The following is a 25,156-nucleotide window of genomic DNA, read 5'->3' on the forward strand; positions in this document are numbered from 1 at the left end:
GCCAGGCCGCTGGCCAGGACCTGGTTGTGGTAGGCCGTCCGCCAGCCGGCGCGGTGCAGCCGCAGGGTGGTGTGGAAGTCCTCGGTGAGGGTCTCGGTGGCCACGCCGCCGACGCCGCGCAGCGCCGAGACCCGCAGGACCGCGTTGGTGCCGCACCAGAACGCGGCGCCGGCGTTGTGCTTGCCGGCCTGGACGACCCGGTAGAACAGCGACTCCTCGTGCAGGGGCGAGCCCGGCCGGTAGTGCTCGAAGGAGGAGGTGTTGTAGAAGTCCTGCGGCGTCTGCACGAGCGCCAGCTGCTGGTCGGCGAAGTAGGGCAGGGTGCGGGTCAGGAAGTCCGGCTCGGGCACGTGGTCGGCGTCGAACACCGCGACCAGGTCGGTGGTGACCATGGCCAGCGCGTGGTTGAGGTTGCCCGCCTTGGCGGAGTCGTGGACCGGCCGGGTGACGTAGCGGGCGCCGAGCGCGGCGGCCAGCGCCACCGCCATGCCCCACCGCGGCCGGCCGACCGGCCGCAACAGCGCGGGCATCCGGGCGCGGCGTGCGACACCCGGGGGGGCGCCGGGCATTACTCCGGTGGGCCTGCCGCGTCCAGCACCGCCGCCACGATGCCCTGATAACCGGTGCAGCGGCAGATGTTGCCGGACAGGGCTTCTCGCACCGACTCCTCGGTGTGGGGTTTGTCGGCGTCGGGATCGCGCAGCAGCTCGACCGCGGTGACCAGGAATCCGGGAGTGCAGAAGCCGCATTGCAGTCCGCCACGTTCGGCGAACGCCTGACGCAGCCGGGCGGTCTCCTCGTACGCGTCGAGCCCCTCCACGGTGTCCACCCGCGACCCGTCGACCTGCACCGCCAACGTCAGGCATGCCCGCGCACTGCGCCCGTCGACGAACACCGTGCAGGCACCGCACACCCCGTGCTCGCAGCCCAGATGGGTTCCGGTCAGGCCCAGGTGGTCGCGCAGGAAGTCGGCCAGCGTGAGCCGTGCGGGCACCGCGCGCGAGACCTCCCGCCCGTTGACGGTGGTGGTCACGGTGACCGCGTCGGGCAGCTCAGACATGGATCGGCTCCTCGTGCCGGGCGGCGCGCCGCGCGGCCTGACCGAGGGCGTCGGCCAACGCTTCGGCGCACAGTCGCCGGGCGTGGTCGGCGTCCTCGGCGGCTGGGTCGGTGCCCGCGGCCCAGCCGCGCGCGAGATCGGCGAACAGGCCGGCGGACGGGCGCATCCCGGCCGCCGCGTCGCCGAGGAACAGCAGTGGTCGGTCGGCCGCGCTGAGCACCGCGGCGCGCAGCGCGCCGATCGTCCCGTCCGGGCGCAGGTCCAGCAGCGCCCCCGCCCCGGCGAGGCCGTAGTCGCCGTGCTGGGGCGCGTATTCGGTGAATCCCCAGCCCTGGTCGGGCCGCAGCGCCGGCACCGACACCCAGGTGAGCATCTCGTGCGGTTCCAGGGCGCTGGTGTAGAGCGACACGAACATGTCCTCGGCGGCGATCCGCCTGCGGCCGGACACGGCCGACTCGACGTGGAAGGTCGCGCCCAGAACCAAAGTGGCCAGCGGCATCTCGGCGGCCGGGTCGGCATGGGCCAGCGAGCCGCCGAGTGTGCCGCGGTTGCGGATCCCGATGTGCCCGATGTGGCGGGCGGCGTCGGCCAGCAGCGGCGTCCGCGCGGCGACCAGCGGATCGACCTCGACGGCGCGGTGGGTGACCAGCGCGCCGAGCAGGAGGTCGTCGGTGTCGTCGAAGATCCGGGTCAGCTCGGTCAGCCTGCCGATGTCGACGATCACCGACGGCCGCGCCAAACGCAGATTCATCAGCGTCAGCAGCGACTGACCGCCCGCGAGCAGTTTGGCGTCGGGGTGGGCGGCCAGCAGGTCGAGCGCCTCGGCCACCGAGGCCGGGCGGTGATAGGTGAACGCGGCGGGCTTCATGCGCCCACCCCGGCCAGTGCGCGGCACAGATCGCCGGGACGGATCGGGGTGGCGTCGACGTGGACGGCGCCGCCGAGCGCGTCGTCGACCGCGCTGGCCACCGCGGCGTAGACCGCGATCGTGCCGCTCTCCCCCGCACCCCGGACGCCGATCGGGTTGGCCGGGGTGTCGACGTGGAGGTGCTCGACGGCGACCCGTGGCACGTCGGTCGACAGCGGCACGTGATAGGCCGCGAACGTCGTCGACAACGGTTGTCCGGCATCGGAATAGCGCCACTGTTCGAACAGTGCGCCACCGATGCCCTGGGCGACGCCGCCGATGATCTGTCCCTCGACGATGCGGGGGTTGATCTCGCGGCCACCTTCGTGCGACACCGCGTAGCGCAGCACCGTGACCAGGCCGGTGCGGCGGTGCACCCCGACGATCACCGCATGCACGCCCATGGTCCACGTCACGGTTTCGACCCGGAACACCGCGGTGACGTCGAGCGCGGCACCGCCTTCGGTCTCACCGCCGACGGCCTGCAGCTGCGCCACCTCACGCCAGCTCAGCCGCCGCCGTCCCGCGCGGAAGACACCGTGGCGGTAGCCGACGTCCGCGTCGTCGCCACCGAACAGCCGGCGCAACCGCTGCAGCGCCACGTCGATCAGCTTGCGCGCGGCCTCGTGCACGGCCGACCCGGCCAGGATGGCCGACCGGCTGGCGAAGGTGCCGACGCCCTCCGGCAGGCGCTCGGTGTTCGACGGCACGTAGCGCACGCACTCCATCGGCACGCCCAGCGCCTCGGCGGCCACCTGGGCGAACACCGTCTCATGACCCTGACCGGCCGCCGCGGCGCCCGCGGTGACCTCGAAGCCGCCGTCGCCCAGCACCCGGATGCGGGCGGTCTCGTGCGGGCCGCGCCCGGTCGCCTCCAGGTACGACGACAGGCCGTAGCCGATGTGGTGGTCGGGATGGTCGGCCGCGCAGGCGGCGACCTCGCCGGGCGCCAGCAGGTCGAGCACCGACTCCAGACAGGCGCGGTAGTCGCCGCCGTCGAAGGAGATCGGGACACCGTCGCGGTACGGCAGGGGACGCGGGTAGGGCAGATCGGCGGCGGTGAGCAGGTTGCGCCTGCGGATCTCGGCCTTGTTGAGGCCCAGTTCGCGGGCCGCCGCGTCGAGGCTGCGCTCCAGCGCGAACGTCGCCTCGGGGCGACCGGCGCCGCGGTACTGCGCGGTGAGCGTCTTGTTGGTCAGCGCGGCGCGGCCGCTGATGTGCGCGGCGGGGACCCGGTAGGGGCCGAGCAGGTGGATCGCGGTGTTGGCGACGATGCCCGCCACCCATAGGCTGCCTGCGCCGATGTCGGCGACGAACGAGTCCTCCCACGCCAGGATCCGGCCGTCGGCGTCGACGGCCAGCCGCGTGTGGTGCACCTGGTCGCGGGCCTGCGCGCTGGCCACCAGGTGCTCGGAGCGGTCCTCGACCCAGATGACGCGGTGCCCGGTGTGCCGCGCCAGCACCGCCAGCACGATCTCCTCGGCGTACACGTTGGCCTTCGTGCCGAACCCGCCGCCCACGTCGGGCACCGACACCGTGACATCCTGCGGGGTCCAGCCGGTCACCGCGCAGATCGCGTTGCGCACCGTGTGCGGGATCTGGGTCGACGTCAGCAGCTCCACCCGGCGGCGCTGCGGGTCGAATTCCGCCCTGGCGCCCCGACATTCGAGTGGAATCGCACCGTGCCGGTTCATCCGGTAGGTGCCCTCCACGACGTGGGGGGCGGCGGCGAACGCCTGCTCGGGGGCGCCGAACGAGAACTGCAGCCGCGCCACCTCGTTGGAGCCCAGGTGGTCGAACAGCACGGGACTGTCCGGGCCCAGCGCCGCCTCCGGGTCGGTGACGACGGGCAGCGGTGCGTAGGTCACCTCGATCGCCTCGAGCGCGTCCTCGGCCAGGTAGCGGTCCTCGGCGATCAGCACGGCGATCGGCTGGCCGATGTAGTGCACGGTGTCCGAGGCCAGGATGGCCAGCCGCTGATCGGCCAGCACGCACCCGGTGGCGGCGACGAACCGCTCGTCGGGCGTGGTCAGCGCGGGGATCGCGGCCCCGGCCAGGCCGAGGTCGGCGGCGGTGTAGACGCCGACCACGCCGGGCAGACGGGCCGCGGCCGCGGTGTCGACGCGTTCGATGCGGGCGTGCGCCTCGGTGGACCGCAAAAACACCGCGTGGTGCGCACCCGCCGCGTGGTCGGCCAGGAAACGGCCCTGACCGCCGAGCATCCGCTCGTCCTCGCGGCGCCGCACCGAGGTGCCGATGTAACTCAATGGAGGCGCTTCTCCCACTGCCACAACGCCACCGAGATCGCGAACGAGATGGTGATCAGCAACATGATGGTCGCCACCATCGACGGGTAGTCACCGTGGCTGTAGGACTGCAGCACGACGCGGCCGAGGCCGTAGCGGGTGGCGAAGAACTCCGAGAGCACGACGCCGACGACGGCGAGGCTCACCGCCAGGCGGATGCCGGTCAGCAGCGGCCGCCGGATCGCCGGAAAGATGATGTGCACCAGCGTCTGCCACCAGTTGGCCTTCAGCGAGCGGGCCAGCTTCCAGTACACCCGCGGGATCTCCTGCACGCCGGTCGCGACGTTGATCAGCACCGGGAAGAGCGCGAACAACACGCCCATCACAACCTTGGACCCGGACAGGCTGAAGATCGGCAGCAGCACGGGGTAGAGCACGATCTTCGGGATGCCGTTGAGCATGATGATCAGCGGCTCGAAGATCAGCCGCAGCCGGTGTGACAGCCCGAGCAGCAACCCGATCCCACCGCCGATCAGGGTGCCGATCACGAACGCCATCGCCACCGACTGCGCGGTGACCCGCAGGTCGAACAGGTACTCGGGGTCCGCCAGGTTTTCGAACAGCACGGTGACCGTCTGCACCGGGGACGGGATCACGAACGTCAGGCTGGACATGATCTCCCAGCCGATGATCACCAGCACCGCCAGCGCCACCGCGCCGACGAACTGGTTACCCAGCAGGGCCCGGATCCGGCTGGGGCGCGCGGGTGCGTCCTGGGGTGCGGCCTGGTCCGGCAGCGTCGCGGTCACTGCTTCCTCCCTCGCAACAGGACCCGCTCCGCCAGGGCCAGCAGCACGGTGAGGATCATCGACAGGGCCAGCACCACCACGATGTAGGCGAACATCTCGGTGTTGTTGAAGATCTCGTACAGGTAGCGGATGCGGTAACCCAGACCCGCCTGGGCGGTGGTGAATTCCATCGCGATGGTGCCGATCAGCGCGTAGACCACGGCCAGTCGCAGCCCGGCGACGATGAACGGGCCTGCGGCAGGCACCGCGATCGAGAACAGCGCCTGGCGTGGTGATGCCCGCAGCGAGCGCGCCAGTTTCATGTAGACCGGCGGCATGGTGTTGAGGCCGACGGCGGTGTTCAGCGCCATCGGGATGGCCGCCATGATCGTGGCGAGGATGATCACCGACATCGCGTTGATGCCGACCAGCACGATCATCACCGGATAAAACAGCACCAGCGGCACCGCGTAGAACGAGACCAGGTAGGGCTCGAAGACGCGGCCCACCAGCGGAAGTTTCCAGAACGTCACACCGGCGACAAAGCCGATGAGGCTGCCGAACAGGATCGACATCGCCACTTCGAGGCCGGTGCGGCGGGCGTCCAGCCAGAACTGCGGCTCACCGAACAGCCTGGGCAGTTCGGCGAAGATCGTCGACGGGGCGGGCAGCACCCGTTCGCTCCACACGCCCGTGGTGGCGCCGATCTCGGCGATCACCACGAACGCGATGAGCAGGGCGATGGTGGCCAGGGCGCTGAACACGCCGCCGCTGATGCGGCGGGTTCGGGTGCCCGGCTGCGGTCCGGTCTGAGGATCGGGCATGGTCTCGGTCGGCAGGTCGTCTTGGGCGACGTAGGACGTCGTCACGTGGTCGCCGCCTCCTGCTGCTTGAAGCCTCGCATGGACTCCGCCTGCAGGGAACCCCAGATGCGGTTGTGCAACTCGTTGAACCGCGGGGTCGACACCACGCTCGCATCGCGGTCGTCGGGCAGGTCGATGTCGACGACGTCGATGATCGAACCCGGCCGGTAGGACATCACCCACACCTGCTGGGACAGCAGGATCGCCTCACTGATGTCGTGGGTGACGAACATGATCGTCTGGTGCGTGCGGGCCCAGATCTGGCGCACCTCCGCGCCCAGGAAGAGCCGCGTCTGCTGGTCGAGGGCGGCGAACGGTTCGTCCATCAGCACCACCTCCGGCTGCACGGCCAGCGTGCGCGCCAACGCCACCCGCTGCCGCATGCCACCGGAAAGCTGTGCGGGATAGGACTTCTCGAATCCGGTGAGGCCGACCAGATCGATGGCGTCCTTGGCCCGCCTGCTGCGCTCTGCCTTGGCGGTCCCGATGATCTCCATCGCGAACGCCACGTTCTCCTCGACGCTGCGCCACGGCAGCGTCGAATCCTCCTGGAACACCACGCCGATCTTGGGGTCGGGTCCGGTCACCGGCCTGCCGGCGACGCTCACCTGGCCGGTGGTGGCCTTCTGCAGGCCGGCGATGACGGCGAGCAGCGTGGACTTGCCGCAGCCGCTCGGGCCGACGATGGACACGAAGCTGGCATGCGGGACGTGCTGATCGATGCCGGTGACGGCGGTGACCTTGCCGGCAGGCGCGTCGAACACCACCGACACGCCCTGCATCTGAATGCCTTCGGATTGTGCGTTCACGAGTCTCCGATCGTGGGGCGGTTCCGCATCCTCGCGAAACCAGTTGGTGCGGGTCAGACCTCGGCGCGGGCGTCCTCGGGCAGGTACTGCTGGTCGAGCACGGTGGCCCAGTCGACGGGTTCGGTGATCTGACCGGCCTCGACCATGAGTTCGGACAGGTTCTTCAGGCCCGCCGGGTCGACGGTCAGCGAGTAGCCCTTGGCGATGTCGGGCGTGTTGCGCAGCGCCGCGGTCATCACCTCGGGGCTGACCCCCACCTTCGGGCCGATCTCGGCGCCGGCCTCGTCGGGATTGTCGACCACCCACTTGTTGAGCCGGTCGGCGACGCGGAAGAACGCGCGCAGGTTGTCGCCGTTGGCCTCGGCGTAGTCTCCGTTGACCGCGACCAGGTCGGCGGGCATGTCACCGATCACGTCGCGCGAGTTCACCAGGATCTGCGCGTTCTCGGAGGCCTGCTTGTCGGCGATGAACGGTTGCATGGCCCAGCCGGCGGTGATCTGACCGGCCTTGGCGGCGGTCCAGTTGTCCCCCATGCCGCCGACGGCCTGCGCCTTGACGCCGAGCTCCTTCTCCAGCGCCTTGACGATCAGCTCGGTCGACGAGCCCGCCGAGCTGAAGCCCAGCGTCGCGCCCTCGATGCTGCGTCCGGGCGGGGAGATCCAGGAGAAGTCGTTGATCTGGAACCACGGCGCGATGACCTTGAGGTTGGAGTCGGCCTGCTGCGCGGCCAGCAGCACCGAGGTGTTCCCCGCGATCGCCATGTCGGCGTCACCGCTGGTCACCACGCGCAGCGTATTGCCGCCGCCGCCACCGGAATACAGGTCGACCGCGAGGCCCTCCTCCTCGAACCACCCCTTGTCGATGCCGACCTGCAGGATGGCCATGAACGGGAGGCTGTCGACGCCGGTGGCCGAGATGCTCAGTTCTTTGGTGCCTTCGGCGCTGGGGCCGGCGGATTCGTTCGCGCAGGCGCTGGTGCCGACGGCCAGAACGGCCGCCGCCAGCAGGGCGGCAAGGGTTTTGGGGGACCAGATCATCGGACTACCTCCGGTAAACTGAATATTGGATACAGCATACGAACAGGTGTGATCTGCGTCAACATTTCACCCCTTTGGATCGTCGTCGACCTGCGGTGATGCGCGCCAGCACGCCGGCGAGCTCGAGGCCCGCCGCGACACCGATCATCGCGGCGGCCGCGGTCAACTGGGGCGCGCGCACCCGCGCGCCGTCCTCCCCCGCACCGATGCGCGGAAAGTCTTGGGATGCACCGCCCGTCGGCGACGTGGCACTGGTCGGCGGCGCCGCGGCGACCACGACGCCGTCAGCGGGCGTCAGCGGCCGCTTGAGCGGTGGCGGCGCGCCGGGCACTGCGCTCCCCGGCGCGGGGAACGGACCGGCGTCGCCGGTCGCGGTCACCGCTGTGGCCCGTCCACGAGCTCGGCGAAGGTGCGGATGGTCGGCGCCCGGCTCTCACCCGGGCGCACGAACGGCACGATCGACACCTGGTTGACGCCGAGCGACTCGATCTCCTTGAGTCGCTGGGCACATTCGGCGGGGGTACCGGCGAGTGCGAACAGGTCGACCAGTTCATCGGGCACCAGGTCGGCGTGCGAGGCCTCGGTGCTCATGTGCTCGTAGTAGTTGTACGACTCGCGGATCCGGTCGATCGCCTTCTCCAGCGCGGGTTCCACCTGCGCCGGCAGCGGGCGGATCGCGACGCGGGAGACGTGGGCGCGGACCAGGTCGCGCGCCAGGGTGCGGTCGTCGTCGATGGCCGTCGGCGTCCAGAGCACGATGTGCAGATCGTCGAGCGTGCGCCCGCTCTCCTCGGCACCGGCCGCGATGGTCTCGAGTGCGGCTTCGATGAAATGCGGTGCGGTGCCGACCAGGACGATCACCCCGTCGGCGACGCGGCCGGACATCCGCAGGATCTTGGGCGCGGACGCCGCGATGTAGATCGGGATGTCGACCGGCTCGGAGAGGTAATTGAGGTGGTAGTCGGCGCCGCTGGTGGCCTCCTGCACCTTCTCCCCCCGGAACAGCGCCCGCAACTGGCCGATGGACCGCTCGAGCTCGGCGAGCTTCTGCGGTTTGAGCCCCATGGTGCGCAACGAGGAATCACCGGTGCCGATGCCGAGTGCCACCCGGCCGCCGGTGAACTCCGCCAGCGTCGCCCACGTGGACGCCAGCAGCGACGGGTGACGGGTGACCGCGTTGGTGACCCCGGTACCGAACACGATGCGCTCGGTCCCGACGGCGGCCGCGCCCATCACCGTCGAGGACTCGCGCCAGATGTTCTGCGAGTCACCGAACCACACGTTGTCGTAGCCGAGCGATTCACACAGTTGCACGTAGTCGCACATCGCCCCGACCGGTTCCGTCGGGAAGAGACCGACTCCCTTGCTCAACACCTGCTCGACCTCCTACCGTTGGATATCGTATCCAATCGTAAGTCCACTCCTCCGGCCCCACAACCGGAAGCGACGAAAAGGTGAACACGAATGCGGCTCGTCAACGAATTCACGGTCGACGCCCCGCTCGACGCCGCCTGGTCTGCCTTGACCGACATCCCGGCGGTCGTCGGGTGCATACCGGGTGCCGAACTCGACGGCCGCGACGGCGATGACTACCGCGCCAGCGTCACAGTGAAGGTCGGCCCGGTGGGCATGACGCTGTCCGGCGTCGCGACCGTCGTGCACCGTGACGACACCACCCACGAGATGGTCGTGCGCGGCCAGGCGCGCGACCGGAGGGGGAACGGCTCGGCCGAGGCGACGGTGACGATGACCGCGCGCGACGCCGGTGCGCAAGCGGACGTCACGGTGGTGACCGAACTCGAACTCGGCGGGCGCGTCGCCCAGTTCGGCAGCGGGGTGATCACCCAGGTCGGCAACCGCATCCTGGCGCAGTTCGTCGTCCGCCTGAACGCGATGATGACCGGTGGCGCCCCCGCCCCCGCCGTGGCGGCCGTGCCGCAGGCCGAGCCGTCCCGCCGCCAGGTGTCCGAGCGCATGACGCTGCTCGTCACGGCGCTGGCCGGCGTGGCCCTCGGCCTGGCGATCGGGCGTGCCGCGCAACGGATCCGCTGACCTAACCGGCGCCCCGGTCGGCGACACCGACGACCAGGTCGAGCTCCACACACGCTCCGCCCGGCAGCGACGCCACCCCGATCGCCGTCCGCGCATGGGCGCCGGTGTCGTCGCCGAACACCTCGAGAAGCAGCCGGGACGCACCGTCGATGACGGCCGGGTGCGTGTCGAAGTCGGCTGTGGCGCGCACATATCCGCGCAGATGCACCAGCGCGGTGACGGCGTCCAGGCCGACCGCCGCGTCGACGGCCCCGAGCAGGTTCACCGCGGCCAGCCGCGCCTGCGCGACGGCCTGCTCGACCGTGACGTCGTCGCCGACCACCCCGCGCAGGGCCGGTGCGCCGGCGCTGCGGGCGGTGGCGCCGGAGACCCACAGCTGATCACCGCACCGGCGGCTCGGGAAGTAGGCGCCCTTCGGGGCGGCCGGCGGCGGGACGTCGAAGCCGAGATCTGTCAGCCGCTGCCGCGGTGTCACGACGCGGTGCCGGCTTCCTCCCGGGCGAACAGCTCGCGCAGGTGGTCGACCGCGTGGGAGCGGTGCTGGTAGTTGATCGCGACGGTGCGCTCCACATCGCGGGCGGCCAACGCCTCGACCAGCAGCACGTGCTCGTCGTTGACCTTGCAGAGGTCCATGAGGTGGGCGTACAGCGGCCGGTAGGCGTCGGCGGTGTTCCACAGCTGGGTGACCAGCCGTTTGGTGCGCGCCATCCGGCTGGTCTCGAAGGTGAGGAAATGGAATCGTCGGTTGGCCACCCCGACCGCGATGAGATCGCCGTCGGCGGCGGCGCGGTCCATCTCGGCCATCTCCGCGCGCATTGCCTCGATGATCTCGTCGGTGACGGTCGGCATCGCGTCGCGGATGAGTTCCTCCTCGAGGATGTCCCGGATCCGGAACACCTCGATCAGCTCCTCGAGGCTCAGCTGCGCGACGCGGTACCCGCTGTGCGGGACGTAGGTGATGTACTCCTCGGCCTCGAGGGTCTTGAGCGCCTCGCGGATCGGGATCCGCGACATCCCGAACTGTTCGGCCAGCGTCTCCTGCACGATCCAGCTGCCCGGCGCGAGCTTGCCGGTGGTGATGTCGCGGCGCAACGCCTCGGCGACCGCCTGCTGGGCGGTCTTGGGCCGGACGAAGTCGGCGCGAGGCTTGTCGGCGGCGGTGCGCTTGGTGGCTGTTCGCGGAGGCATACGGTCTCGCTTTCGCTAATATTGGATACTCTATGCGATTGCCGCGCCGCGACGCCACCACCGCGCCGCGGCGACCGTCCTCACCGCTGATGCCCGAACAACGTGCGGACGAAGCCGACGATCCGCGCCGCATCCACACCCGCGGGGTCCTGATCGGGGTCGTAGATCACCATGCTCAGACCGGCGCACCCGCCGGACCGCAGCACCACGTCGGCCAGCTCGGACAGCTGCGCCCACGTCAGCCCACCCGGCTCGTCGGGCACGTCGGGCAGCCCCTGGGCCGCGAACTCCCGCGGATCGAGCACATCGAGATCGATGTGCAGCCACCATCTGCGCGCGCCGGCGGCCAGGGCCGTCACCGCCTGATGGGCGGTGCCCGCCGGATCGGCGGCGACGGTGATGTGCGGCGTCAGCCAGACCCCGCAGCCGGCGAGCGTGCCGACGTTGAACTGCGCGCGCCACTGCGCGTCCCGGGGGCCGACGACCGCCAGCCGGTCGCGTGGGAGGACCGGCAGCATCTCGGCCAGCGGGCCGCGGAGCAGGCGGCCCGACAATCCCAGCAGTAGCCCGATCTCGGTGTTGGCGGCCTCGCCGTCCTCGGACACGTCGAGCGGCATCGTGTCCTCGTGTCCGTCGACGAACACCAGTCCGACGTCGGGCGCATGCCTCGAGCAACCCGCCATGATGCCGAGCAGCGACGCGCAGTCACCGCCCACGACGACCGGGAAACGCCCGCCGTCCAACGCCGCGCCGACCCGCTCGGCGAGCGCCCCGGTCATCGCGGTCAGCGCCGGTTCGTTGATCAGCCCGGTGAGTTCACCGCGCATCGGCGTGGGCGGCGGCAGATCGAGGTCGGTGTCCGCCACCACCGGATGGGCGCCGAACGCCGCAGCCAGACCGGCGCGGCGCAGGGCCCGTGCGGCCCGCGCCTGATTGCCGGGTCGCCCGTAACCGTCGAACGGCACCCCGATGAGGTCGATGCCGGTGATCGTGCTGCCGCCCGTGCTCACACCAGCTCGATGGCCTCGGCGATCGACGGCAACACCCGGCTGGGCCGGTACGGGAAGCGCTCGACCTCCTCCACGCTGGTGGACCCGGTGAGCACCAGGATGGTCTCCAGGCCCGCCTCGATACCGGCCACCACGTCGGTGTCCATCCGGTCGCCGACCATCACCGTGCTCTCCGAGTGGGCCTCGATGCGGTTGAGCGCACTGCGGAACATCATCGGGTTCGGCTTGCCGACGAAGTAGGGCTCCCGGCCGGTGGCCTTGGTGATCATGGCCGCCACCGATCCGGTGGCGGGCAGCGGGCCCTCCCCCGACGGGCCCGTGACGTCGGGGTTGGTGGCGATGAACCGCGCGCCGCCGAGGATCAGCCGGACCGCTTTGGTGATCGCCTCGAACGAGTAGGTGCGGGTCTCACCGAGCACCACGAAGTCCGGCGCCACATCGGTCAGGGTGTATCCGGCCTCGTGCAGCGCGGTGGTCAGCCCCGCCTCGCCGATGACGTAGGCCGACCCGCCCGGCAGCTGATCGGCCAGGAACGTCGCGGTGGCCAGGGCCGAGGTCCAGATCGAGTCCTCGGGGACGATCAGCCCGGACCGGGTCAACCGCGCCGCGAGATCGCGCGGTGTGAAGATCGAGTTGTTGGTCAGCACCAGAAACGGCCGCTGCAGCTCGGTCAGCCGGGCCAGGAATTCCGCGGCGCCGGGCAGCGCGTGCTCCTCGCGGACCAGCACGCCGTCCATGTCGGTCAGCCAGCATTTCGGGGTTCCACGCACGCATCCCAGTCTGTCAGTGATCTCGGTCGGCGCAACGGATCGCAGCCGGCCGGCCGGGCGAACTAGGGTCGGCGGGGTGACCGAACGCGCCGCCGTCCCGCCCGGCCTCACGCTGGAGAACTGGCAGACCATGCCGCACCTGCACTGGGCGTTCCAGCATCTGGCAGACTTCCTGCCCACCGCCGTGATCTCCCGGGGCTCCGGCCCGGTCGCCGAACTGCCCGCGCGGGCCGAAGGCCTCGCCGGCCTCCCGCTACCCGACGGCTCGACGGTCGGCGGCGTCATGGCGGGCACCGCCACCGACGGGTGGATCGTCACCCAGCACGGCGACGTGCTCGAGGAGCACTACCCGGGCGACATGGCTGCGGACACCGCGCATCTGCTGATGTCGGTCAGCAAGACCCTGATCTCGACGGTGGCCGGGGCGCTGGCCGGGGCGGGCACCCTCGACCTCGACCGCCCGCTGCGCTCGTACATCCCGGAGTTGGCCGGCGCCGGATACGCCGACGCCACCCCGCGCCACCTGCTCGACATGCGGTCGGGCATCGCCTTCTCCGAGGACTACCTCGACCCGCACGCCGAGGTGCGTCTGCTCGAACAGGCCATCGGGTGGGCGCCGCGCACGGTCCCCGGCCTCCCCGACACCATGTACGGCTATCTGCGCACGCTGCGCCGGCAGGGCCCGCACGGCGGTCCGTTCGACTACCGCTCCGGGGAGACCGACATGCTCGGCTGGGTGTGCGAGGCGGCGGCAGGCGATCGCATGCCCGCGCTCATGTCCGAGCTGCTGTGGAGCCGTCTCGGGGCGCAGGCCGATGCGGTCATCGGCATCGACCGCGAGGGCACCGGGATGTTCGACGGCGGGATCAACGCCTGCCTGCGCGACCTGGTCCGGTTCGGCAGCCTGCTGCTGCGCGACGGGGTGTCGCTGACCGGTGCGCAGGTGATGACGCCGGCGTGGGTCGCCGACACGCTGACCGGTGGCCCCGACTCGCGGGCGGCGTTCGCCGGCAGCCGCGACGCCCGCCGCTTCCCCGGCGGCATGTACCGCAACAACTGGTGGCTGCCCTACCCCGGCGCCGATGTCGCGCTGTGCCTGGGCATCCACGGACAGATGATCTACGTGCACCGGCCCTCCGGCGTGGTCGCCGCGAAGCTGTCCAGTTGGGCACTGCCCGAGGACGACGCCGCGCTGTCCGCCACGCTGGCCGCGTTCGGCGCGGTCGCCACCCACCTGAGCTGACCGCGGCCATCCGGGCCGCCCGCGGCGCCGAATCACCGTCGACACCGGGAAGGAGAAGCTCATGCTCGGGGGCATCGTGAGATTCGCAGTACAGATCGGTGAATCGGCGCTGGCCGCCGTGGGCGTGCGCGCCGGCACCGAAGAACCCGCCTACACCTCCGAACCACTGGCCGACGGGGTGGAGATCCGCCGCTACGGTCCCCGCATCGCGGCCCAGACCACGGTCGCCGCCGCCACCGAGACCGCCCGCAGCGAGGGCTTCCGCCGGCTCGCCGGCTACATCTTCGGCCGCAACCACACCGCCCAGCGGATCGCGATGACCGCACCGGTCGCCCAGTCGGCCGACCGCCGCGGACAGCGGATCGCGATGACCGCACCGGTCGCCCAGACCGGCGCCGACGACGGCTCGACCATCCGCTTCTTCATGCCGGCCAAGTGGACGATGCAGGACCTGCCCACACCTGACGACGACCGCGTGACACTGGTCGAGGTGCCGGCCGAGACGCTGGCCGTGCTCCGGTTCACCGGTGACCGCGGCGCGGACAGTGTCGCCGCCCGCACCCGCCAGCTCACCGACACGCTGCGCGCCACAGGGTTCGCCCCGACCGGCGCACCCACCGCGTGGTTCTACGATCCGCCGTGGACGCTGCCGTTCCTGCGCCGCAACGAGGTGGCGGTTCCCATCGACGCCTGAGCGCTACTCGGGCAGCCGCAGCTCGGGTTTCTCCACCTCTTCGATGTTGACGTCCTTGAACGTGATCACCCGGACCTGCTTGACGAAACGCGCCGGGCGGTACATGTCCCACACCCAGGCATCGGCCAACCGCAGTTCGAAGTACACCTCGCCGTTGGAGTTGCGCGGCACCATCTCCACGCTGTTGGCCAGGTAGAACCGGCGCTCGGTCTCCACGACGTAGCTGAACTGCCCGACGATGTCCTTGTACTCGCGGTACAGCGAGAGCTCCATCTCGGTTTCGTACTTCTCGAGATCCTCGGCGCTCATCGGTCCTGCTGTCCTTCGTGTCGGTGTGGCTTCATCTTCCCCTACCCCAGTTCGCAGCGCTGCCCCGGTTCGGTGTCGGCGAACGCCTCCGCAGCCCGCGGAGTACCCGCGGGCACCAGTCGACGCACATTGATGAACGAATAGCGATGCTGTGGGCAGGGCCCGAGCGCAGCGAGCGCGGCGGTGTGCGCCGGCGTGCTGTACCCCTTGTGCTCGGCGAACCCGTACCCGGGGTGGTCCCGCTCCATCGCGACCATCAGCCGGTCGCGGCTGACCTTGGCCAGCACGCTGGCGGCGGCGATGCACGCGGCGGCGGCGTCACCGCCGATCACCGGCAGCGACGGCACCGGCAGTCCCGGCACCCGGAACCCGTCGGAGAGCACGTAGCCGGGCCGCACGGCCAACCCGGCCACCGCCCGCCGCATGCCTTCGATATTGGCGACGTGCACCCCGCGCCGGTCCACCTCCGCCGACGGGATGAACACCACGTGATAGGCCAGCGCATAGCGACGGATCACCGGGAACAGCCGCTCCCGCTCCTTCTCGCCGAGCTTCTTGGAATCGTCGAGCGCGGCCAGGCTCTCCAGCCGGTTGGGGCCGAGCACGCACGCCGCCACCACCAGCGGCCCCGCGCATGCGCCGCGACCCACCTCGTCGACACCGGCGACCGGGCCGAGGCCGTTGCGGTACAGCGCGGACTCGAGGGTGCGAAGGCCTGCTGCCTTGCGGATCACCGTGCGGGGCGGCCATGACGCCGGCAAGGGTGCTCCTAGGAACTCGTCTCGGTGGCGGTCTGCGGGTTCACCGACCCCACCCCACCCCATCGCGACGGCGGCCAGGCGATGAACCGCGCCTTACCGATCACATGGTCCACCGGGATGGTGCCGGCCATCGGGTCGCCCGTGCACAGCAGGCCGCGCTGCGCGTCGGCGGGCTGACTGGTGCAGTGCGCCCGGGAGTCGGCGGAGTGCGTGCGGTTGTCGCCCATCACCCACAGCCGGTCCGGCGGCACGGTCACCGGCCCGAACTCGTTGCCCAGGCACGGGTAGATGGCGGGGTCGGCCATCATCGTCGACGGGTCGAGGTACGGCTCGACCAGGCGCTTGCCGTCGACGGTGAGGCCGGTGGCGGCGCGGCACTCCACGGTCTGCCCGCCGGTCGCGATGACGCGTTTGACCAGGTCGTTCTCATCGGGCGGGACGAATCCGACGAAGGACAGCGCGTTCTGCACCCAGCGGATTGCCGTGTTGTCCGAGCGGATCGACTTGTAGCCGAGGTTCCAGTTCGGCGGGCCCTTGAACACGACGACGTCGCCCGGTTCGGGTTCGGTGAAGCGGTAGGTGAGCTTGTCGACCATGATCCGGTCGCCCACGCATCCGGGACAGCCGTGCAGCGTCGGCTCCATGGATTCCGACGGGATCAGGTACGGACGCGCGACGAAAGTCAGCATCACGTAGTACAGGACGATCGCGATCGTGACCAGGATGGCCCCCTCGCGCAGCGCGGAATGCTTGCGCTTGGGTTCCTCGCCCTGCTCTGTGGCCTCTTCTCGGGCCTGCTCCTCGGCGTCCGGGCGCGCGCTGTCGACAGCGTCGTCGGACGACGGGTGGTGGGGATCGGTCACGGCATCAGACTAGTCAGCGCGCGGACCGCCGCCGCCTCACGAGCGTCGCGGCGGCCGTGTCGGCCGCCGCTCCGCCCGGTGGTCAGCGCTTTTCCTTGATCTTCGCCTTCTTACCGCGCAGCTCGCGCAGGTAGTAGAGCTTGGCGCGGCGGACATCACCGCGGGTGGCGACATCGATGTGGTCGATGTTGGGCGAATGCACGGGAAAGGTGCGCTCGACGCCGACGCCGTAGCTCTCCTTACGCACCGTGAAGGTCTCGCGGACTCCGCCACCCTGGCGGCGGATGACGACACCCTTGAAGACCTGGATGCGCTCCTTGGAGCCCTCGATGACCTTCACATGGACGTTGACGGTGTCGCCGGGGCTGAAGGCCGGGATGTCGTCGCGCAGCGACGTCTGATCGACGAAGTCCAGCGTGTTCATCGGTGACACTTCCTTGTTGGTTCGCGGCGTCGGGCATGCTGTCTGTAGTCGACAACACCGCCGAGCCGGTGTTTACGGACGTTTCTGGGCGTATCCCGCAGCGGACACCGGGCGTGCAACACCCGGGTCGAGCGCGGACAACCTCTCAATTGTGCCAGACGGGTACCGGTCGCGTGAAATCGCCGGACGCGCCGGCCGCTGATCCCGACCCGCGCTGATGCGCGAGGGTAACGGCTATTCAGTAGGCTGGAAACACCGAGTCGACGCCGTGCAGTATCGCGGCCGGAGGCCGAATCGGTTCCCGCACAGAGGCAGTGATGAGGAGAGAGATGCGACGGCCGTCGGTGCTGCTGACCGTGACCGCCGCCGGTGTCGCCGCGGCGCTCACCGTGTCGGGGTGCGAGGCGCGCGTGTACGGGACGCCGCCGGCGCCGGAAGGTCCGCACCTCACCGTCGTCGCCCCGCAGGGCCCGATGGCCCCGCTGCCCGAGGCGCCGCCGGACCAGCCGCCCACCAGCTTCGCGAGCCTCGGCGAGCGCGCCCGCCTGGCCACGACCCAGGCCGCCGACGCCGGCGCGGACATCACCGCGACAGTGCTCGACCGAAACACCGGCCAGGTGGTGTCCAACGGCAACGGCCGCAGCTTCGCGATGGCCTCGGTGGTCAAGCTGTTCATCGCCGACGACCTGCTGCTGCAGGAAGCCGAGGGCCGGGCCGAGCTCACCCCCGACGACCGGGCGTCGATGGAGCGCATGCTGCGCCAGTCCGACGACAGCGCGGCCGAGGTCTTCTGGAACCGCAGCGGCGGCAGCGCGATCGTCAGCCGCGTCGCGCAGCGCTACGGGCTGACCGCGACGCGCCCGCCGGGAAACGGCCGTTGGTTCAACACCATCACGACCGCCGGTGACCTGGTGCGGTTCTACGACATGCTGATGTCGGGCGCCGGTGGGCTCCCGCGTGATAAAGCCGACTTCATCATCGACAACCTGGCCCGGTCGAGCCCCATCGGCATCGACGGCACCCAGCCCGGCGGGGTGTACCCGCAGCGCTTCGGTATCCCCGACGGGCTGCCTGCCGTTCCGGTCGCGGTCAAACAGGGCTGGATGTGCTGCATCGGGTCGGACTGGATGCACCTGTCGAGCGGCATCATCGGGGCGGACCGCCGCTACATCATGGTGATCGAGTCCGAGCAGCCGACGGGCGCCGAGGCGGCCCGCGCCGCCATCACCGAGGCGGTCAGGACGATGTTCCCCGAAGGCCGGATCTAGCTGTCGGACAACAGGTCCGGCCGCCGCTCCCGGGTCCGCGCGAGCGACTGTTCCCGGCGCCACGCCGCGACCTTCGCGTGGTCGCCGGACAGCAGGACCTGGGGCACCTCGAGGCCTCGCCAGCTCGGCGGCCGGGTGTAGCTGGGCCCTTCGAGCAGTCCGTCGGAGTGCGAGTCGTCGGCGTGCGAGGCCGGATTGCCGAGCACCTCGGGCAGCAACCGCACCACCGCCTCGACCATCACCAGCGTCGCCGACTCCCCGCCGGTCAGCACGTAGTCGCCGATCGAGATTTCGGCCACCCGCATCCGCCGGGCGGCGTCGTCGACGACGCGCTGGTCGATGCCCTCGTACCGGCCGCACGCGAACACCAGGTGCCGCTCGGTGCTCCAGCGGCGCGCGGTGGCCTGGTCGAACAACCGCCCCGCCGGCGTCGGGACCACCAGCAGCGTCTCGTCGGAACACAACTCGTCCAGCGCCGCCCCCCAGACGGGCGCCTTCATCACCATGCCGGGACCGCCGCCGTACGGCGAGTCGTCGACCGACCGGTGCACGTCGTGGGTCCACCGGCGCAGGTCGTGCACGCCCAGTTCGATGCGTCCGGCGTCGATCGCCTTGCCGGGCAACGACTCCCGCAGCGGGTCCAGATAGCGCGGGAAGATCGTGACGACATCAATACGCACAGCTGCGCATCCCTCTATCCGAGGTCCAGCAGGCCCTCGGGCGGGTCGACCTCGACCAGCCCGTCGGCCAGCGACACCCGCGGCACGATCGCGGTGACGAACGGGATGAGCACCTCGGCGCCCGCGGGCGTCGTCACCGACAGCAGCTCACCGGCCGCGGTGTGCAGCACCTCGGCGACCACGCCCACGTCGGCCCCGTCGAGTGTGCGCACCTGCAGCCCCTCGAGCTGGTGGTCGTAGAACTCGTCGGGGTCGTCGATCGGCGGCAGCTCCGCGGTGTCGACCACGAACACCGTGCCCCGCAGCGCATCGGCGGCGGTGCGATCGGCGACCCCGTCGAGGCGCAGCAGCAGACGGCCGCCGTGCGGCCGCACCGAGTCGATGACGTAACGGTGTTCGGCGCCGCCCTTGGCGGGACGGCCACGCAACTCGGCGCCGGGCACAAACCGGGCGTCGGGATCGTCGGTGCGGACGTCGACCACGACTTCACCGGTCACGCCGTGCGCTTTCACGACGCGACCGACCACCAGGTCCATGAGCGTGTTCGTCCGCTACTGGTCGGTGTCCACCACGTCGACGCGGATGCCCCGACCGCCGATGCCGGCGACCAGCGTGCGCAGCGCGGTGGCGGTGCGGCCGCCGCGGCCGATGACCTTGCCCAGGTCATCGGGGTGCACGTGCACCTCAACGGTGCGTCCGCGGCGATTGGTCACCATGTCGACCCGCACATCGTCGGGGTTGTCGACGATCCCGCGAACCAGGTGCTCGACGGCGTCGACGACGACAGAACTCACCGAACCGCTCAGCTCTCCGTCGCGCCGGCGACCGTGGCGTCCTCGCCCTCGGCGGCGGGCTCGGACTTGTCGGCGTTACCCGCCGGGTCGGCGGTGGCCTCGATGTCGGAGGCCTCCTTCTTGGCGGGTGCCTTCTTCTTCTTGAGCTGGGTGGCCTCGGCGCCCGGGGCGCCGTCGGCCTCGGCCAGCGCGGCGTTGAACAGATCCAGCTTGCTCGGCTTGGGCTCCTTGACCTTCAGCGTGCCCTCCGCGCCGGGCAGCCCCTTGAACTTCTGCCAGTCGCCGGTGATCTTGAGCAGCTGCAGGACGGGCTCGGTGGGCTGGGCGCCGACGCCGAGCCAGTACTGGGCGCGCTCCGAGTCGATCTCGATGAGGCTCGGCTCTTCCTTGGGGTGGTAGCGCCCGATGACCTCGATGGCGCGGCCGTCGCGGCGGGTGCGCGCGTCGGCGACGGCGATGCGGTACTGGGGGTTGCGGATCTTGCCGAGCCGCGTGAGCTTGATCTTGACAGCCATGGTTGAGCCAAATCTCCTGTGGTCGCCACGCTGCAATTCAGCGACGCGGGCGGGTTGCCCGGTCCGGTTTTGCCTCGCGTGGATGACCGCCGAACAGCCGTGGTCGCTCGGCGGACAGCCGTTCATTGTGCCAGACCGACTCCGTCCTGCGGAAATCGTCTCGCCGCCGCGCAGGCCCGGTGCCCCGCGCAGACCCGCCACCGTGACCCGGCACACTGGACCGCATGCCGACGATCCGGGATCGACTGATGACCATGGTGGCCGGACAGCTGGGCCGCCCGCACGGCGCACTGTCCGGGGTGGTGGCCGGCGCACTCAACCGCGGCAACGGCCAGGCCATCGCGACCGCGGTGGCGTCCTCCCGAGTGCCGGCCGGCGGTACCGCGGCGGACATCGGCTTCGGCGGCGGCACCGGGCTACGGCTGCTGGTCGACGCCGTCGGCACCGGCGGCACGGTGTACGGGGTGGAGATCTCCGACGAGATGCTGGACCGGGCGCGGCGCGCCTTCCGCCGGGAGATCGACAGCGACCGGCTGGCGCTGCGTCGGGGGTCGCTGACGGCCCTGCCGTTCGAGGACGCCGCGCTGGATTCGGCGATCACCGTGAACACGCTGTACTTCGTCGACGACCTCGACGCGGTGTGCGCCGAGTTCGCCCGGACCCTGCGCCCGGGCGGCCGGGTGGCGATCGGCATCGGCGACCCGGACGCGATGCGGCGACTGCCGGTGGCGCCCTACGGTTTTCGGCTGCGTCCGGTGGCCGATATCGTGGCCGCGCTGGAACGGGCCGGTCTGACCGCGAACGTCGAGAGCCGGGCCGACGGGCGGCTCCCCCGCCACACCATCACCGCCGAGCGCTGACCGTCAGACCAGCTTGTCGAAGCACTTCTCCTCGACGCGACGCGTCATCCGCCAGCCGTCGGGCGTGCGGGCGAACTCGTCGACGTACCAGATGCCCACGAAGTAGACCTGACCGGAATCTCCGCCCATCACCATCGGGTTGAAGCAGATCGTGCGCGAGGTCGCGGTGTCGCCGGCGAGGCGCACGTCGAAGTTCCCCACCAGATGCGAATAGGCGGGGAAGTTCGGCAGCACCTCGGCCAACCACTTCTTGACCTCGGGATAGGCGCCGTCGACCCCACCGGTGGCGCGGTAGTCGATGTAGGCGTCGGGGGTGAACACCCGGTCCAGGTCGTCGAAGCGGCGGCCGTCGATCGCCGATGAGTAGTCGACCATCAACTGCTGGATCTCCAGCCGGTCCGAGATCTCCTCGAGGCTCAACATGGGCTGATTGAACACGGCGGCCACCACGATGATCAAGACACCGCCACCGCCGCCGGGCGGGCGGGTTAGGCTCACCCCCCATGGGGAGGCTCGTCAGTCTGTTCACGATCGTCGCGGCCGCGCTGAGCATCGCAGCGGCACCGCCCGCCACTGCGGACATCGACATCCGGCCGGTCGGGTCGGTGCCCGTGCCCGAGGGGCCGGCCGAGGCGTGGATCGTGGCCGACCTGGACACGGGCCAAGTGCTCGCGGGGCGCAACGACAACACGCGGTATGCACCGGCGAGCACGATCAAGACGCTGCTGGCGCACGTGGTGCTCGACGAGGTTCCGCTCGACGCCACGATCGTCGCCGACGAGGCCGACACGCGGGTCGAGTGCAACTGCGCCGGGGTGGCGCCCGGCCGGGTGTACACCGCCCGTCAGTTGCTCGAGGGTCTACTGCTGGCGTCGGGCAACGATGCCGCCAACACCCTGGCGCGCATGCTCGGCGGCATGGACGCCGCGGTGGCGAAGATGAACGCCAAGGCCGCCGCGCTGGGTGCGCACGGCACCAACGTCGTGACGCCGTCCGGGCTCGACGGCCCCGGGATGCCGTTCTGGTCGACGCCGCACGATCTGGCGGTCATCTTCCGGGCGGCGCTGGCCTCCCCGGTCTTCGCGCAGATCACCGCGATGCCCACGGCGGTGTTCCCGGCGAAGACCGGTGACGCGGTGCTGGTCAACCAGAACGAGTTGCTGCGCCGCTATCCGGGCGCCATCGGCGGTAAGACGGGGTTCACCGACATCGCGCGCAAGACGTACGTCGGCGCGGCGCAGCGCGACGGCCGCCGGCTGGTGGTCGCGCTGATGCACGGGCTGGTCAAAGAGGGTGGCCCCACCTACTGGGATCAGGCCGCCGGCCTGCTCGACTGGGGCTTCGCACTGGACCGCAGTGCGAATGTCGGTGTCCTGTAGCCGCCCGCGCAAACCGTCCGTCCGCCGATGACATTGAGCTGCAACGTCTCCGAGACCGTTTCGAGGCGTAACCGCCCTTAGGCTCTGGCGGCGTGGCCTCGTTGCGTGCGCGTTGGTGGTCGCGGGCGCTCGGGTTCGGATGCGCGGCCGCGCTGGTGTTCTCGGTGGGTCCGGCGCCCGTGCCGGCGCAGGCGCAGCCGCAACCCGCGGGCGCCGTGGCGCTGCCGGAGGGCCCCGCCGAGGCGTGGCTGCTCGCCGACCTGGACTCCGGGCGGGTGCTGGCCAGCCGCCACCCCCACCAGCGGTACGCACCCGCGAGCACCATCAAGGTGCTGCTGGCGGCCGTGGTGCTCGACCACCTGTCCCCGGACAACTTCGCCCGGGCCAACGAATCGCACACCAGGGTCGAATGTTCCTGTGTGGGGCTGAAGCCGGGGCAGGCGTACACGGTGCGCCAGCTGCTCTCCGCGCTGTTGATGGTCTCGGGCAACGACGCCGCCAACATGCTCGCCGACATGCTGGGCGGACAGCGGGTGGCGGTCGCCGCGATGAACCGCAAGGCCGCGAGCGTCGGCGCCCGCGCCACCAAGGCGTCCTCGCCGTCGGGGCTCGACGGGCCGGGCTGGGAGTCGCTCACCACCCCGCACGACCTCGCGGTGATCATGCGGGCCGCGTTGCGCTACCCGCTGATCGCCCAGATCATGCGCTCACCGTCGGCGCCGTTCCCGGGCCGGGCGCTGAGCAACCAGAACGAGTTGCTGAGCCGGTATCCCGGCGACCTCGCCGGGAAGACCGGTTTCACCAACCTCGCCCGCAAGACCTACGTCGGGGCGGCCCAGCGCGGCAACCGCCGCCTGGTGGTGGTGCAGATGTACGGCAGCGGCGACCTGTACGGCCAGGCCATCGGGTTGTTCGACTGGGGGTTCAGCCAACCCGGCTGAGTGCGTCCCTTGCGCGAGCCGTTCTCCGCGCGAGCAGACGCCAAGCGAGGGAGCGCCCCACCATGACCGTCCCACAAGTAAGGTCACCCTTACTTGGGAGAGGGGTGTGATCGTGACAGGGCGACCGGAGTTCTCACTGATCGTCGCGTTCGGCACGGACATGGGTAACGCGGAGGACGCGGCGATGACGTTCGCCGAGTCGTGCCGGCCCGCCGGGATCGACGTCGAGGCGGTCGAACTCAACCAGGTCGAGATCGCCGACCTGCGCTCGGCCACCCATTTCGTCGCCGTCACCTCGACATTCGGTGACGGCGAGTTCCCGGACAACGCGACGCTGTTCTGGGAGGCGCTGCGCGCCGACGTCGAACCACTCGATCACCTGCACTTCGCGGTGCTGGCCCTCGGAGATCTCGGCTACGACCTGTTCTGCAACGCGGGCAAGTTGCTCGACGCCCGACTGGAGGCCCTCGGCGCGACCCGGATCGCCGACCGGGTGGACATCGACGGACCCTACGAGCAGCAGGCCAAGGCGTGGACCACCGACGTCGTCAAAGTGCTGGCCGCCGCGCATTCGACGGCCGAGACCGGGGAGATCGTCACCGAATCGCCCGGCGGCGAGACGCCGGCGCGCGACCGCCACCAACCCGTAGCGGCCCGCCTCGCGGTCAACCGGCTACTCAGCGGCGCGGGCTCCGACAAGGAGGTCCGGCACTACGAGATCGACGTGACCGAACCGGGTTTCACCTATCGGGCCGGCGATTCGATTGCCGTGCACGCCACCAACGATCCCGTCCTGGTCACCGAGATCCTGGCCGAACTGGGCGTCGGCCCCGATCAAGCGGTCGCCGACCACGAGGCGCCGCTGGGCGTGGTGCTCACCGAACAGGTCGAGATCCGCACCCCGTCGCGTGCGCTGCGGGCATTGGTGGCGGCGCGGCATCCGGCGGCCGCCGACGCGCCCGAATCCTTCTGGTACGGCAGAGACGTTCTCGACCTGATCCGGTTGGGCGGCCTCGGTGTCGACGAACTGCTCGACACGCTGCGCCCGTTGCAGTGCCGGGACTACTCGATCGCGTCGAGCCCGCTGGTTCACCCCGATCGGGTGCACCTGACGGTCGCGACCGTCCGCTACACCGCCGGAGATCGGCGGCACGGTGGGGTGGCGTCGACGTACCTCGCCGAACGCGGCGACCGGCTGCGGGTGCATCTGCGGCCCAACCACGCGTTCCGCCTGCCCGCCGCCGACGTGCCGATCATCATGATCGGGCCGGGAACCGGCATCGCGCCGTTTCGCGGCTTCCTGCAGGAGCGTCGGGCCGTCGGCGCCACCGGTCGCTCGTGGCTGTTCTTCGGAGATCGCCGGCGCGGCACCGACTTCCTCTACGGCGACGAGCTCGCCGAGTTCCTCGACGCGGGCACGCTGACCCGACTGGACCTGGCGTTCTCCCGCGATGGTGACATCAAAGAGTATGTGCAGCAGCGGATGTGGGCGAACGCGGCTGAGCTCTACGCCTGGCTGGACGACGGTGCGCACCTGTACGTGTGCGGCGACGCCGAACGGATGGCCCGCGACGTCGACGCGGCGCTGCACGGGATCGTGGCCCACTGCGGCGGTCTCGACGCCGACGCGGCGCACGGGTATGTCAACGACCTGATCAGGACTCATCGCTACGTGCGCGACGTGTACTGAGAACC

The 25,156-nt window shown here is 70.6% G+C and carries 31 protein-coding genes; 8 read left to right on the forward strand and 23 right to left on the reverse strand.

Annotation, left to right across the window (positions count from 1 at the left end):
* The 10 genes from E4P42_RS23580 to E4P42_RS23625 form a co-directional block, all read right to left on the reverse strand.
* On the reverse strand, positions 1–569 hold a 569-nt coding region (locus tag E4P42_RS23580; protein WP_135128618.1), incomplete at its 3' end, for a glycosyltransferase.
* Positions 569–1,060: a (2Fe-2S)-binding protein gene (locus E4P42_RS23585; RefSeq protein WP_135128620.1), complete on the reverse strand. Its 492-nt coding sequence runs from the start codon at positions 1,058–1,060 to the stop codon at positions 569–571. The genes E4P42_RS23585 and E4P42_RS23580, both read right to left, overlap by 1 nt.
* A complete protein-coding gene (locus E4P42_RS23590) occupies positions 1,053–1,928 on the reverse strand; it encodes a xanthine dehydrogenase family protein subunit M (RefSeq protein WP_135128621.1) in 876 nt (291 codons plus the stop codon). Before E4P42_RS23590 ends, E4P42_RS23585 begins: the two co-directional genes overlap by 8 nt.
* Positions 1,925–4,234, reverse strand: coding sequence for a xanthine dehydrogenase family protein molybdopterin-binding subunit (locus E4P42_RS23595; RefSeq protein ID WP_245234192.1), 2,310 nt, complete (start codon positions 4,232–4,234; stop codon positions 1,925–1,927). Before E4P42_RS23595 ends, E4P42_RS23590 begins: the two co-directional genes overlap by 4 nt.
* A complete protein-coding gene (locus E4P42_RS23600) occupies positions 4,231–5,022 on the reverse strand; it encodes an ABC transporter permease (RefSeq protein ID WP_245234193.1) in 792 nt (263 codons plus the stop codon). Before E4P42_RS23600 ends, E4P42_RS23595 begins: the two co-directional genes overlap by 4 nt.
* Positions 5,019–5,870 carry an ABC transporter permease gene (locus E4P42_RS23605; protein WP_135128623.1) on the reverse strand — a complete coding sequence of 284 codons (852 nt, stop codon included), beginning with the start codon at positions 5,868–5,870 and terminating at the stop codon, positions 5,019–5,021. Before E4P42_RS23605 ends, E4P42_RS23600 begins: the two co-directional genes overlap by 4 nt.
* On the reverse strand, positions 5,867–6,673 hold the full coding sequence (locus E4P42_RS23610) for an ABC transporter ATP-binding protein (protein WP_245234195.1): 807 nt from the start codon (positions 6,671–6,673) through the stop codon (positions 5,867–5,869). The genes E4P42_RS23605 and E4P42_RS23610 overlap by 4 nt, the downstream gene beginning before the upstream one ends.
* Before the next feature lie 53 nt (positions 6,674–6,726).
* On the reverse strand, positions 6,727–7,710 hold the full coding sequence (locus tag E4P42_RS23615; protein WP_135128625.1) for an ABC transporter substrate-binding protein: 984 nt from the start codon (positions 7,708–7,710) through the stop codon (positions 6,727–6,729).
* 58 nt (positions 7,711–7,768) lie between these two features.
* Entirely contained in the window at positions 7,769–8,089 is a 321-nt protein-coding gene (locus E4P42_RS23620) for a hypothetical protein (protein ID WP_135128627.1), read from the reverse strand.
* Entirely contained in the window at positions 8,086–9,084 is a 999-nt protein-coding gene (locus E4P42_RS23625) for an LLM class flavin-dependent oxidoreductase (RefSeq protein WP_245234196.1), read from the reverse strand. Before E4P42_RS23625 ends, E4P42_RS23620 begins: the two co-directional genes overlap by 4 nt.
* A 90-nt stretch (positions 9,085–9,174) precedes the next feature.
* Between E4P42_RS23625 and E4P42_RS23630 the strand changes: the two genes are divergently transcribed.
* Entirely contained in the window at positions 9,175–9,762 is a 588-nt protein-coding gene (locus E4P42_RS23630) for an SRPBCC family protein (protein ID WP_135128629.1), read from the forward strand.
* 1 nt (position 9,763) lies between these two features.
* Here the strand turns inward: E4P42_RS23630 and E4P42_RS23635 are convergent, their stop codons facing one another.
* The 4 genes from E4P42_RS23635 to E4P42_RS23650 form a co-directional block, all read right to left on the reverse strand.
* Entirely contained in the window at positions 9,764–10,237 is a 474-nt protein-coding gene (locus E4P42_RS23635) for a RidA family protein (RefSeq protein ID WP_135128631.1), read from the reverse strand.
* Positions 10,234–10,950, reverse strand: coding sequence for a GntR family transcriptional regulator (locus E4P42_RS23640; protein ID WP_135128633.1), 717 nt, complete (start codon positions 10,948–10,950; stop codon positions 10,234–10,236). Before E4P42_RS23640 ends, E4P42_RS23635 begins: the two co-directional genes overlap by 4 nt.
* An 80-nt stretch (positions 10,951–11,030) precedes the next feature.
* Complete coding sequence (locus E4P42_RS23645; protein WP_245234197.1) at positions 11,031–11,960, reverse strand: arginase family protein; 930 nt, start codon at positions 11,958–11,960, stop codon at positions 11,031–11,033.
* The gene (locus E4P42_RS23650; protein WP_371287077.1) at positions 11,957–12,697 is read right to left on the reverse strand and encodes an HAD-IIA family hydrolase; all 741 of its coding nucleotides are present in this window, start codon (positions 12,695–12,697) and stop codon (positions 11,957–11,959) included. The genes E4P42_RS23645 and E4P42_RS23650 overlap by 4 nt, the downstream gene beginning before the upstream one ends.
* Before the next feature lie 163 nt (positions 12,698–12,860).
* On the opposite strand from E4P42_RS23650, the gene E4P42_RS23655 reads away from it, so the two are divergent.
* Both E4P42_RS23655 and E4P42_RS23660 read left to right on the forward strand, forming a co-directional pair.
* On the forward strand, positions 12,861–13,973 hold the full coding sequence (locus E4P42_RS23655; RefSeq protein ID WP_245234199.1) for a serine hydrolase: 1,113 nt from the start codon (positions 12,861–12,863) through the stop codon (positions 13,971–13,973).
* Between the two features lie 61 nt (positions 13,974–14,034).
* Positions 14,035–14,667 carry a heme-binding protein gene (locus E4P42_RS23660; RefSeq protein ID WP_135128639.1) on the forward strand — a complete coding sequence of 211 codons (633 nt, stop codon included), beginning with the start codon at positions 14,035–14,037 and terminating at the stop codon, positions 14,665–14,667.
* A 3-nt stretch (positions 14,668–14,670) separates the two neighbouring features.
* Here E4P42_RS23660 and E4P42_RS23665 read toward each other — a convergent pair whose 3' ends face one another.
* From E4P42_RS23665 to rplS, 4 genes are all read right to left on the reverse strand, one after another.
* Positions 14,671–14,976 carry a DUF2469 domain-containing protein gene (locus E4P42_RS23665; protein ID WP_059091731.1) on the reverse strand — a complete coding sequence of 102 codons (306 nt, stop codon included), beginning with the start codon at positions 14,974–14,976 and terminating at the stop codon, positions 14,671–14,673.
* A gap of 41 nt (positions 14,977–15,017) precedes the next feature.
* A complete protein-coding gene (locus E4P42_RS23670) occupies positions 15,018–15,737 on the reverse strand; it encodes a ribonuclease HII (RefSeq protein WP_135128641.1) in 720 nt (239 codons plus the stop codon).
* An 8-nt stretch (positions 15,738–15,745) separates the two neighbouring features.
* Positions 15,746–16,600, reverse strand: a complete 855-nt coding sequence (lepB, locus tag E4P42_RS23675) for a signal peptidase I (protein WP_135128643.1) — start codon at positions 16,598–16,600, stop codon at positions 15,746–15,748.
* 82 nt (positions 16,601–16,682) lie between these two features.
* Positions 16,683–17,024 carry a 50S ribosomal protein L19 gene (rplS, locus tag E4P42_RS23680; RefSeq protein ID WP_135128645.1) on the reverse strand — a complete coding sequence of 114 codons (342 nt, stop codon included), beginning with the start codon at positions 17,022–17,024 and terminating at the stop codon, positions 16,683–16,685.
* Positions 17,025–17,353: 329 nt separating this feature from the next.
* On the opposite strand from rplS, the gene E4P42_RS23685 reads away from it, so the two are divergent.
* On the forward strand, positions 17,354–18,292 hold the full coding sequence (locus E4P42_RS23685; protein ID WP_135128647.1) for a serine hydrolase: 939 nt from the start codon (positions 17,354–17,356) through the stop codon (positions 18,290–18,292).
* Here E4P42_RS23685 and trmD read toward each other — a convergent pair.
* Genes trmD through rpsP form a run of 4 tightly spaced genes read right to left on the reverse strand, consistent with a single transcriptional unit; the run spans position 18,289 to position 20,281 of the window.
* The gene (gene trmD, locus E4P42_RS23690; RefSeq protein ID WP_135128649.1) at positions 18,289–18,972 is read right to left on the reverse strand and encodes a tRNA (guanosine(37)-N1)-methyltransferase TrmD; all 684 of its coding nucleotides are present in this window, start codon (positions 18,970–18,972) and stop codon (positions 18,289–18,291) included. The two genes, E4P42_RS23685 and trmD, sit on opposite strands and share 4 nt — an antisense overlap.
* Before the next feature lie 14 nt (positions 18,973–18,986).
* Positions 18,987–19,508 carry a ribosome maturation factor RimM gene (gene rimM, locus E4P42_RS23695; protein ID WP_135128651.1) on the reverse strand — a complete coding sequence of 174 codons (522 nt, stop codon included), beginning with the start codon at positions 19,506–19,508 and terminating at the stop codon, positions 18,987–18,989.
* A gap of 15 nt (positions 19,509–19,523) precedes the next feature.
* On the reverse strand, positions 19,524–19,766 hold the full coding sequence (locus E4P42_RS23700; protein ID WP_003928628.1) for an RNA-binding protein: 243 nt from the start codon (positions 19,764–19,766) through the stop codon (positions 19,524–19,526).
* 8 nt (positions 19,767–19,774) lie between these two features.
* Positions 19,775–20,281 carry a 30S ribosomal protein S16 gene (gene rpsP / locus E4P42_RS23705; RefSeq protein ID WP_135128653.1) on the reverse strand — a complete coding sequence of 169 codons (507 nt, stop codon included), beginning with the start codon at positions 20,279–20,281 and terminating at the stop codon, positions 19,775–19,777.
* A gap of 224 nt (positions 20,282–20,505) precedes the next feature.
* Between rpsP and E4P42_RS23710 the strand changes: the two genes are divergently transcribed.
* Positions 20,506–21,141 (forward strand): class I SAM-dependent methyltransferase, encoded by a 636-nt coding sequence (locus E4P42_RS23710; protein ID WP_135128655.1) that lies wholly within the window; start codon positions 20,506–20,508, stop codon positions 21,139–21,141.
* 3 nt (positions 21,142–21,144) lie between these two features.
* Here the strand turns inward: E4P42_RS23710 and E4P42_RS23715 are convergent, their stop codons facing one another.
* Positions 21,145–21,564, reverse strand: coding sequence for a nuclear transport factor 2 family protein (locus E4P42_RS23715; protein WP_135128681.1), 420 nt, complete (start codon positions 21,562–21,564; stop codon positions 21,145–21,147).
* 80 nt (positions 21,565–21,644) lie between these two features.
* Between E4P42_RS23715 and E4P42_RS23720 the strand changes: the two genes are divergently transcribed.
* The 3 genes from E4P42_RS23720 (at position 21,645) to E4P42_RS23730 (ending at position 25,151) form a co-directional block, all read left to right on the forward strand.
* A complete protein-coding gene (locus E4P42_RS23720; protein ID WP_135128657.1) occupies positions 21,645–22,520 on the forward strand; it encodes a D-alanyl-D-alanine carboxypeptidase family protein in 876 nt (291 codons plus the stop codon).
* Positions 22,521–22,672: 152 nt separating this feature from the next.
* Positions 22,673–23,461, forward strand: a complete 789-nt coding sequence (locus E4P42_RS23725) for a D-alanyl-D-alanine carboxypeptidase family protein (protein WP_135128683.1) — start codon at positions 22,673–22,675, stop codon at positions 23,459–23,461.
* 112 nt (positions 23,462–23,573) lie between these two features.
* Positions 23,574–25,151: a sulfite reductase flavoprotein subunit alpha gene (locus E4P42_RS23730; RefSeq protein ID WP_135128659.1), complete on the forward strand. Its 1,578-nt coding sequence runs from the start codon at positions 23,574–23,576 to the stop codon at positions 25,149–25,151.
* The last annotated feature ends 5 nt before the right edge of the window (positions 25,152–25,156 follow it).

The organism is Mycobacterium sp. PS03-16 (genome assembly GCF_004570325.1).
Lineage (GTDB): Bacteria > Actinomycetota > Actinomycetes > Mycobacteriales > Mycobacteriaceae > Mycobacterium.